Annotated in this window: 6 protein-coding genes; all 6 read left to right on the plus strand. The window is 51.0% G+C overall.

Features of this window, described 5'->3' with window-relative positions:
* The first annotated feature begins 649 nt into the window (after positions 1-649).
* The 6 genes from ACZOWY_RS07200 to ACZOWY_RS07225 all read left to right on the plus strand — a co-directional run bounded on the left by ACZOWY_RS07200 (position 650) and on the right by ACZOWY_RS07225 (position 9,265).
* Positions 650-5,077 (plus strand): acyl-CoA dehydratase activase-related protein, encoded by a 4,428-nt coding sequence (locus tag ACZOWY_RS07200; protein ID WP_484394594.1) that lies wholly within the window; start codon positions 650-652, stop codon positions 5,075-5,077.
* 241 nt (positions 5,078-5,318) lie between these two features.
* On the plus strand, positions 5,319-5,828 hold the full coding sequence (locus ACZOWY_RS07205) for a hypothetical protein (protein WP_484394596.1): 510 nt from the start codon (positions 5,319-5,321) through the stop codon (positions 5,826-5,828).
* 288 nt (positions 5,829-6,116) lie between these two features.
* The gene (locus ACZOWY_RS07210; protein WP_484394601.1) at positions 6,117-7,109 is read left to right on the plus strand and encodes an NAD(P)H-dependent glycerol-3-phosphate dehydrogenase; all 993 of its coding nucleotides are present in this window, start codon (positions 6,117-6,119) and stop codon (positions 7,107-7,109) included.
* 34 nt (positions 7,110-7,143) lie between these two features.
* Positions 7,144-7,815: a uracil-DNA glycosylase gene (locus tag ACZOWY_RS07215; protein ID WP_484394604.1), complete on the plus strand. Its 672-nt coding sequence runs from the start codon at positions 7,144-7,146 to the stop codon at positions 7,813-7,815.
* Positions 7,816-7,913: 98 nt separating this feature from the next.
* On the plus strand, positions 7,914-8,750 hold the full coding sequence (locus tag ACZOWY_RS07220; RefSeq protein WP_484394608.1) for a threonine/serine exporter family protein: 837 nt from the start codon (positions 7,914-7,916) through the stop codon (positions 8,748-8,750).
* Positions 8,747-9,265, plus strand: coding sequence for a threonine/serine exporter family protein (locus tag ACZOWY_RS07225; RefSeq protein WP_484394610.1), 519 nt, complete (start codon positions 8,747-8,749; stop codon positions 9,263-9,265). Before ACZOWY_RS07220 ends, ACZOWY_RS07225 begins: the two co-directional genes overlap by 4 nt.
* Positions 9,266-9,357 lie beyond the last annotated feature (92 nt).

Below are 9,357 nucleotides of genomic sequence, written 5' to 3' on the forward strand. Positions count from 1 at the left end.
CGGCTGTGCCGCAACCTTACTATAATAATTTAAAATTTGGTAACGTTGGGAAACACCGGGAACGGTATTGACTTTTTGACTTTTGTTTTTTAAATAAAAGGCCCTGAGGCCGGATTATTTCAAAAGCACTAGTCTGAAAGAAGCCATTCAATGGCTTTTCTCAATACTGCTTTCCTTGTTTCTGAACATACTATAACACATTTTGTTAGCACTGTCAATAGTTGAGTGCTAATTAATTTAAATTTCTTGTAAGATCGACAGGGAAGTGATATGATAGACGCATTATAAGTATACCTTCTTTTCCCCCTTTGTGGACTGTATTATAAGCAAAAATCCCTGGAAATCGGGGAAATATAACGGTTCATTACAACGAATGAATGAAAATATTATATTTTAATAGGAATAGAGTATGGCTTTTATTTAAATTTGGTATATAATATAATATTATACAGTAGGGGTTCCATTTGCCTGTTACTGTTCGATGTATATGGGGCAAAACTTTCATTTGGCGGCGCTCCTGATGTAAACGCATTCTGAAAAATGACGGAAGAAGCTCTCATCTGGCGGAGGCCGGCTGCTTTTCGGAATTGGACAACGCAGCTTTCATCTGGTTGCGGGCTGTCTTTTATTATATATACGAGGTGTTCTTATGACTGACAATTTCAAACCGCAGGATTTCGCTGGTGCGGCCCGGACAAAACGGGGTAATGCACCGGGAGAAAGATATGTGTCCTTCAAAGTGGGGATCGACATCGGGTCCACTACGATAAAAGTAGTGGTACTGGATGCTGAGGAACGTATTGTCTATAAGCACTATGCCCGGCATTTTTCCGACATCCCCAGTGCTCTGGTGACGAACCTGACCGCCCTGAAAAATGTAGTAGGTCCGTCCCGTTTCCGTTTCGCCCTCACCGGTTCTGCCGGCATGGGTATCGCCCAGCGGCTGCAGCTGCCTTTTGTACAGGAAGTTATCGCGGCGGCCACGGCAGTGAAAAAGCTGATCCCCCAGACTGACACCATGGTGGAGCTGGGAGGTGAAGACGCCAAGATCATGTATTTCGGCAGCGCGCCGGAAGAACGCATGAACGGTGTGTGCGCAGGAGGGACCGGCGCCTTTATCGACCATATGGCGGCCCTTCTGAATACGGATGCCAAAGGCCTTAACGAACTGGCGGCCAATGCCAAACGCATCTATACGATTGCATCCCGCTGCGGCGTATTTGCCAAAACGGACATCCAGGCGCTGATGAATGACGGCGCTTCCAAAGAAGACATTGCCAAATCTATTTTTCAGGCGGTGGTGAACCAGACTATCGGCAATCTGGCCCAGGGCCGGGAAATTAACGGCAATGTAGCTTTCCTGGGCGGACCTCTTTACTTCCTTCCGGAACTGAAGAAACGCTTCATCGAAACGCTGAAGATGGATCCGGAAAAAGTGGTCAGTGTGGAAGACGGCGCCTACTTTGTGGCGGTGGGTGCGGCCCTTTCCGAAGAGACCAAAGAGCTGGAGTTTAAAGATCTGACTGCCAACCTGGACAAAGCGGAAGCTGGTCACGGCATTACCCGGGACGAGCGGCTGGCCTTGTTCCGCAACACGGAAGAATACGATGCGTTCATCGAACGCCACAATAAAGATAAAGTGAAACGAGGCGATCTGGCTGCTTATGCCGGCCCTGTTTATGTAGGCATTGACGCCGGTTCCACCACTACCAAAATTGTGGCCATTGGCCGGAATAAGGAAATCTTATATACGGATTACGGCAGCAACCAGGGCTCGCCCCTGAAGATTGTCATCAAGGAACTGACAGGTCTTTATAAAGCCATGCCAGAAAAGGCATACATTGCTGGCTGTCTCACCACAGGCTACGGGGAGAAAATCGTTAAAGCAGCCCTCCATGCTGACGCAGGGGAAGTGGAGACATTTGCCCACTACAGGGCAGCTTACGAGTTCTGCCCGGAAGTCACCTGCGTGCTGGACATCGGCGGTCAGGATATGAAGTGTTTCCTCATCAACAACGGAAACATCGGCAAGATCACCCTCAATGAAGCCTGTTCCGCAGGCTGCGGTTCTTTCATTGAAAACTTCGCCCAGGGGTTGGGCATGACTGCCGCGGAATTCGCAGACAAGGCCATGGACAGTAAGACTCCGGTAGATTTGGGGACCCGTTGCACCGTGTTCATGAATTCCCGTGTGAAGCAGGCCCAGAAAGAAGGTGCGCCCTTGGCGGACATCTCTGCCGGTATCGGATTGTCCGTCATTAAAAACGCCCTGTTCAAGGTAATGCAGTTGAAAGATACCCGGGAGCTGGGAGACCACATTGTGGTGCAGGGCGGTACCTTCTATAACAATGCCGTGCTCCGCAATATGGAAAAACTGCTAGGCAGGGACGTGATCCGTCCTGACATCGCCGGCCTGATGGGTGCGTACGGTGCCGCCATCCTGTCTCTGGAACAGACGGAAAAGGAAACGGAAGAACAGCTTAATGCAGCGAAGGAAAAAGCTGCTGCTTCCCACCGTTCCACGTTGCTTCCCCTGGAAGCCCTGCAGAACTTCACCGTCACTACCAAGTCCTACCGTTGTAATGGTTGCGGCAACCATTGCCTTGTGACCATGCAGACGTTCCCCGACGGAGGCCGTTACTTTACCGGCAACCGCTGCGAACGGGGGGAGGGCAAACCAAAAAATAAGAACAAAGCGCCTAATATCTACGAATATAAATACCAGCGGCTGTTCAATTATCCCAATGTAATCGACCCGGCTGCCCAGGTAGCCTCTGCTGCCAGAAACGCGCAGCGCAGCCAGAAAGTGAACCAGCCCCGGGGCCGCATCGGTATCCCCCGGGTACTGAATATGTATGAGGATTTCCCATTCTGGGCCACCTTCTTCAACAAGTTAGGCTATGAAGTGGTGCTCAGCGGCAAATCCACCCCCATGATGTACTACAAAGGCATGTCCACCATTCCCTCGGATTCCCTGTGCTATCCCGCTAAACTGGTTCACGGTCATGTGATGGATCTGGTGGAAAAAGGGCTGAAGAAAATCTTCTACCCCTGTATGCCATACAATATGGAAGATGACGTGAATCACACCGGCAACCACTATAATTGCCCGGTGGTAGCTTCCTATGCGGAAAACATCCGTAACAACATGGATGTGCTCCGGAAGGAAGAAATCAAGTTCATGGAACCGTTCCTGCCTATCAACGACCCGAAGAAAATGCTGCAGCGCCTGACCGAAGCCTTCAGGGACGAAGGCATTAAGCAGGGCGAACTGAAAGAAGCCATGGAAGCAGGCTACAGGGAACTGGAGCAGTATCGGGAAGACGTGCGCCAAAAAGGTGCGGAGATACTGAAAGAAGCCAAAGAAAAGAACCTTCCTGTCATCCTGCTGGTGGGAAGGCCTTACCATCTGGATCCGGAAATCAACCACGGTATTCCGGAGATGATCCAGTCCTACAATCTGGCCATCGTATCGGAAGATTCCGTGTACCATATGGACACGCCCAAAGACGAGCTGTCCATCGTGAACCAGTGGAGCTACCACGCCCGGCTGTACCATGCGGCCAGCTTTGCTGCGTCTCATCCGGAAATCAATCTGATACAGCTCAGTTCCTTCGGCTGCGGCCTGGATGCCATCACTACCAATCAGGTGCGGGAGATTATGGAAGGCCATCAGCGCCTGTACACCATGATCAAGCTGGACGAAGTCAGCAACCTGGGGGCGGCGCGGATCCGCCTGCGTTCCCTGCTGGCAGTACTCAGCCGGCGGCATGTGCCCGGCTACCAGCCCATTGTAATGCCGGAACGGCCGTACTTTACTCACGAATGCAAGGAGACCCACACCATTCTGGTACCTCAGATGGCGCCTATCCATTTTGACCTCATAACCCATGTGCTGGGAAGATACGGTTACCGGGTCGTGATCCCGGAAACCCCGAAAGAGGATTCCATTAACCTGGGGCTGCAGTATGTGCAGAATGATATGTGTTACCCGGCTATCGTGGTCATCGGCCAGATGCTGCAGGCCATCAAGAGCGGTCAATGCGACCCGGACCACACCAGCATCATGATGTTCCAGACCTGCGGCGCCTGTCGGGCTACCAACTATATGAACCTGCTGCGGCGGGCTTTGCGGAATGCGGGCTATCCCCAGGTACCGGTGTTTGCCTGCTGGGGCCTGGAGCAGGATGCCTTCAAACTGAACCCCTCCGGGTTCAAGGATGTGGCCAAGGCAGTGGTCTACGGGGACCTGTTGCAGAACGTTACCAACAGGATGCGTCCCTATGAACTGATTCCCGGTTCCACGGATAAACTGTTTGCCAAATGGATGAAACAATGCAAGGAAGAATTGGATCACGGCAACTTCCTGCAATTCAGACAGACCATACAGGCACTGGTGAAAGAATTCGATGCCATCCCCCTGGTGCCTAATCTATGGAAACCCAGAGTGGGCGTGGTGGGCGAAATTTTAGTAGAATACCATCCGGTGGCCAACAACCATCTGGAAGAAGTGCTGGCCCGGGAAGGGGCGGAAGTGGTGATGCCGGAGTTGGCCAACTTCCTGCTCTATATGGCCTTTGACGGCATCACCCGCCATGACATATTGGACGGCAGCTGGCTGAACAAGGTGGGAGCCCAGATGTTTATCAAGGTAGCGGATTTCTTCATGAACCCCATGCGGAAGGCACTGGCCAAATCGAAACACTTCACCGCTCCGATTTCCATTTATAAAGTGGCTGAACTGGCGGCGCAGCATGTATCTCTGGGTAATATGGCCGGGGAAGGCTGGCTGCTGCCCGGCGAAATGACCAAGCTGATGGAAGAGGGAGTGCGGAACGTGGTCTGCCTGCAGCCCTGGGCCTGCCTGCCCAACCATATCCTGGGCAAGGGCGTGTTCCGGGAAATCCGGCGGAGCTATGAGGATGCCAACCTGGTGGCCATGGACTGTGACCCCGGAGCCAGTGAAGTGAACCAGCTGAACCGGTTGAAGCTGATGCTCTCCGTGGCGAAGGAAAAATGCCCGGAAGGAATGACGCTGGCAGCGCCGGCAGAAACGGCGGAGAATCATTTAGCATAATAAATGATTTCACACAATAAAACACCTGATAACAGAAAACCTGCTTTTCCCGGAAAGGGTTAGGCAGGTTTTTTGCGGTTTGGTGAAACATTTTCCGGTATTTCGTGATGTAAGCAGAACAATTTTCTCCCTGCCACAGGAAAGCCATAATTATCTGGTAACCTGTATAAAACATGTAATACATACACAGATATGTGTTCAGATATTATTCTTAAATTGGAATAGAAGCGGAGGGATCACTATGAAGAAGGCGGCAGGATTTAGCGTGAAAAGAGCAGCATCAGTTACTTTGGCGTTGTTTCTCCTGAGTACATCGATTAGTTCAACGGCCCTGGCCGCCTCCATGGTTCCTCAGACGGGCATAAGTTATCGGATTCATGTTTCCCCCGGATCAGGCGGGCATGGATCTGGTTTGCATACACCTACGGGAAACCGGGTGCGGATGACACCGCAGCATGGCGCCTCTGTGCATGTGGGCGGGCGTATGTCCTCCATGCGTTCCCCGATATCCGGAGGCAGCGGCTATGTGCGGCCTTCTATAAGGCCGAGGCATTATTACCATCCGGTGGTACCGCTGCCGCTATCCCGCTGGCACCGGAGCGGCTACTACAGCGGGCATTACTGGCGCCCTTACGGCTATACTTCCCTCAGCGTAGTCTATCCTTCGGGGTATTACGGTTACCCTGTAGCCTATTACGGATATCCTGTTTGGGGCTATGGGCCGGGTGTGCGGATCAGCGTAAGATTGTAAAAAACAGTAAAATTACAGTGAACTGACAGTACGATGTTGAAATGTAAAATCTTTTATGCAAAGCGGAAGGATATTAAAACGCCTGTTGTTTTTTCCATGAAATTGACAACTTTTGATTATAAATATTCGTTCAAAAGTAGCAGATTATTGTTTCTTTTTGCCTGAAACGATTTAGTCGGCTGCGTTATACCGGAAATGGTATGATGCAACCGGTATTTTTATGGTATAATAGCTTTCGATAGAATGGTTTAAAAAGGTTTTATCTGATGATGTAAAGGAGACACGACTATGCGGATTGGTATTATCGGAGCAGGGACATGGGGCATGGCTTTGGCCCGGATGCTTTCCATCAGCGGGCACCAGGTACAGGCCTGGTCTGCATTTCCGGCGGAAGTCGACCGGCTGGCTGCTACCCGTATACAGAAGAACCTTCCGAATATGATCATTCCGGAAGCGGTTAAGTTTACAAAAGCAATGGAAGAGGTCTGCAGGGATAAGGATGTATTGGTCTTTGCAGTTCCTTCTGTATACGTCAGGAATACGGCAAGACAGGCGAACCCCTTTGTGAAGGAAGGTCAGATTGTGGTGGATGTGGCCAAGGGTATTGAGGCGGAATCGCTGATGACCATGTCCGAGGTAATCCGGGATGAACTGAAGGCGGATGTACAGATCGTAGCCCTTTCCGGTCCGACCCACGCGGAAGAAGTGGCCCAGGATTTGCCTTCCTGTATTGTGTCTGCCTGCAGGGATATCACTGTTGCTGAAAAGATACAGGACGTGTTCATGAATTCCTGTATGCGTGTTTATACCAATACGGATGTGAAGGGTGTGGAGCTTTGCGGCGCCCTGAAGAATATCATCGCCCTGGCCTCCGGCATGTCGGCGGGACTCGGATACGGGGATAATGCCAAAGCGGCCCTGATTACCCGGGGCCTGGCGGAGATTATGAGGTTAGGCGAGAAGCTGGGCTGTGCCAGGGATACCTTTTCCGGGCTGGCCGGTATGGGAGATCTGATCGTTACAGCTACCAGTATGCACAGCCGGAACAACCGGTGCGGTTATCTGATTGGGCAGGGGTATGAAACGGCTGATGCGGTAAACCGGGTAGGCATGGTAGTAGAAGGCATTAACGCCATCCCCGCAGCCATTGCTTTTGCGGACAAATATGAGGTGGATATGCCCATCGTCCGGGCAGTGGACGCTATTGTAAATCATAATGCGAACCCCAAAACTGTGGTAGCAGGGCTTATGGGACGTACGAAGACTACTGAGTTAATGTAAATGGATGGGTATCAGAATGGACTTGAATACATTTATGAAACATCTGAGGGTATACTGTGCTCCGCAAGTGTTCAACCCCTGGAACGACTATGAACCGGGGTTGGACATCAGCCCGGAAGCACCGGAGATTCGATATCGGAACCTACAGCGCTATCTGGAGTTGCGGTTACAGGCCCACTATCTGTTTATTGCGGAAGGGCTGGGGTATCAGGGGGGGCGTTTTTCCGGAATGGCTATGACCAGTGAGCGGATTCTTCTGGGACATCATCCAGAGGTGCGGCCGGAAGAGGTACTGGCGACGTGGAACTATCAACGCACCAGTAATCCGGAATCGCCGTTACTGAAAGGAACCCAGAAGACGTTGGGCTTTAATGAGCCTACGGCTACGGTGATGTGGGGAAGCCTGCACCGTCATCATTTGGGGACGTTTGATGCGGTACTTTGGAATATTTTTCCTTTTCATCCCCATAAGGGAAAGGGATTGCTTACCAATCGGACCCCGGATAGTAATGAATTGAATGTGGGTATTGTGTATGCCAAACAGTTGTTGGAATTGCTTCCAAACGCGCAGGTGGTGGCTATCGGGCAAAAATCTGCCGGTACCCTGCAGAAGTTCGGCGTTCCCTGCAGCTGCGTTCCGCATCCAAGTATGGGCGGAGCCAATAAATTTAAAGCAGCGGTTGCAGAATTGTTTGGAGAAAAATGAAAGGCAGACTGGTTCTGCGGACAGCGCACATATGAGTTAATCGGTGTTTCCTTAAATAAGCGGAGCGTATACCCGCAGGGCAAATAACAGGAGTTTGTATGTCAGAAGAAAAAGAAATCCGCGGCGCAAAACAAAATATGGGCGTGCCGGCTGCTCTTCCAGGTCTTTCCCCTATGACAAAGAACCAGGTCATGGATCTGGCTATGGATATGGGCAAAATTCTGCTGAAAAGTGGTGCTGAGACCAGCCGGGTAGAAGATACGATGATGCGTTTTTGCCGCAGTTACGGATATTACGAACTGAACGTGTTCTGTACCCCTACCGTAATTATTCTGGGGGACGAGAGCCCCAGGGGGAAAAGCCGTGTGTTCCGGGTGCGCTGGCGTTCGACGGATTTGGGGCTGATTATGGATGTGAACCAGCTTTCCTACAACTTTCGCAATTGGAAGATGAACTATGCGGAGATAAAGCATTGGCTGCAAGACCGGCTGACACAATCTCATCCCTATAATAACAAGGTGATATGTCTGGCTTCCGGTATCGGCAGTGCCTGCTTTGCTCTGATGCTTGGGGGAGACTTTTATGATTTTGCCGGAGCTTTTCTGGCAGGTTTCATCGCTATGTTCCTGTTAAAGGCTGTCAATAATTTTCACCCAACGCCTTTCTGGGAAAACTTTTTGGCCGGTTTTGCCATTGGGATTGTGACGCAGACATGCAGTTGGGTTGAAGCGGAGTGTACTCTGGAGAGCATGACAGTTGGCGCCCTGATGCCATTTTTGCCGGGACTGGCCTTTACCAATGGGGTTCGGGATTATATGGCCGGTGATTTGCTGAGTGGGAACAGCAGGATTGCGGAAGCGGTGCTGTTTGCGTTGTCCATCGCCATCGGACTGGCCTTTTCAATGAAGGCCTGGGTCTGGGGAGGTCTGCCATGATGATGTATATCGAAGCTTTCTTTTTTGCTTTTTTGGCAACCATAGCCTTTGGAGTGCTGTTTCAGGGACCTAAACGGATTTTATGGTTAAGCGGTATCATTGGTGCTGTTGGCTGGGTCGTTTTTATTGCGCTGAAGAAGATGTTTCTCATCCATTCTTTTTCTGCTAATTTCCTGGCAACGGTCGTGATTGCCCTGCTCAGCGAAATCTTTGCCCGCGTATGGAGGGCGCCTGCAACTGTTTTTGAGATTCCGGCCATTATACCATTAGTGCCGGGGCTGGGTATGTATACTGGCATGCGGTATATTTTGCTTGATTATAGCAATTTCGGCAGTGAGGTGCTGATGGGGGCTGCCATGGATTCCTGTGCCATCGCTTTAGGTATCATGATGGTATCTGGCGCTTTCCGTGCTCTGAAGACCAGCAGCGAACTGGCCCGCCAGCACCGTCAGGACCTGTTGGGAACGGCTGTTTCGCCAGAACTGTATGTAACGGATCCGGAAGACGAAGAGTAGTAAACAACACAGCGCCAGGGTTACCCTGTAAGGGTGACTCTGGCGCTTGTCATTTTAACAAAGCAAACCGATTACTTACCCGTCTTCAATTC

It is taken from the genome of Succiniclasticum sp., from assembly GCF_056977735.1.

Bases quoted from the DNA above. Each gene is read 5' to 3' on its own strand.
- ACZOWY_RS07220 (WP_484394608.1), top strand. From the start codon at position 7,914: ATGTCAGAAGAAAAAGAAATCCGCGGCGCAAAACAAAATATGGGCGTG.
- ACZOWY_RS07215 (WP_484394604.1), top strand. From the start codon at position 7,144: ATGAAACATCTGAGGGTATACTGTGCTCCGCAAGTGTTCAACCCCTGG.
- ACZOWY_RS07200 (WP_484394594.1), top strand. From the start codon at position 650: ATGACTGACAATTTCAAACCGCAGGATTTCGCTGGTGCGGCCCGGACA.
- ACZOWY_RS07225 (WP_484394610.1), top strand. From the start codon at position 8,747: ATGATGATGTATATCGAAGCTTTCTTTTTTGCTTTTTTGGCAACCATA.
- ACZOWY_RS07205 (WP_484394596.1), top strand. From the start codon at position 5,319: ATGAAGAAGGCGGCAGGATTTAGCGTGAAAAGAGCAGCATCAGTTACT.
- ACZOWY_RS07210 (WP_484394601.1), top strand. From the start codon at position 6,117: ATGCGGATTGGTATTATCGGAGCAGGGACATGGGGCATGGCTTTGGCC.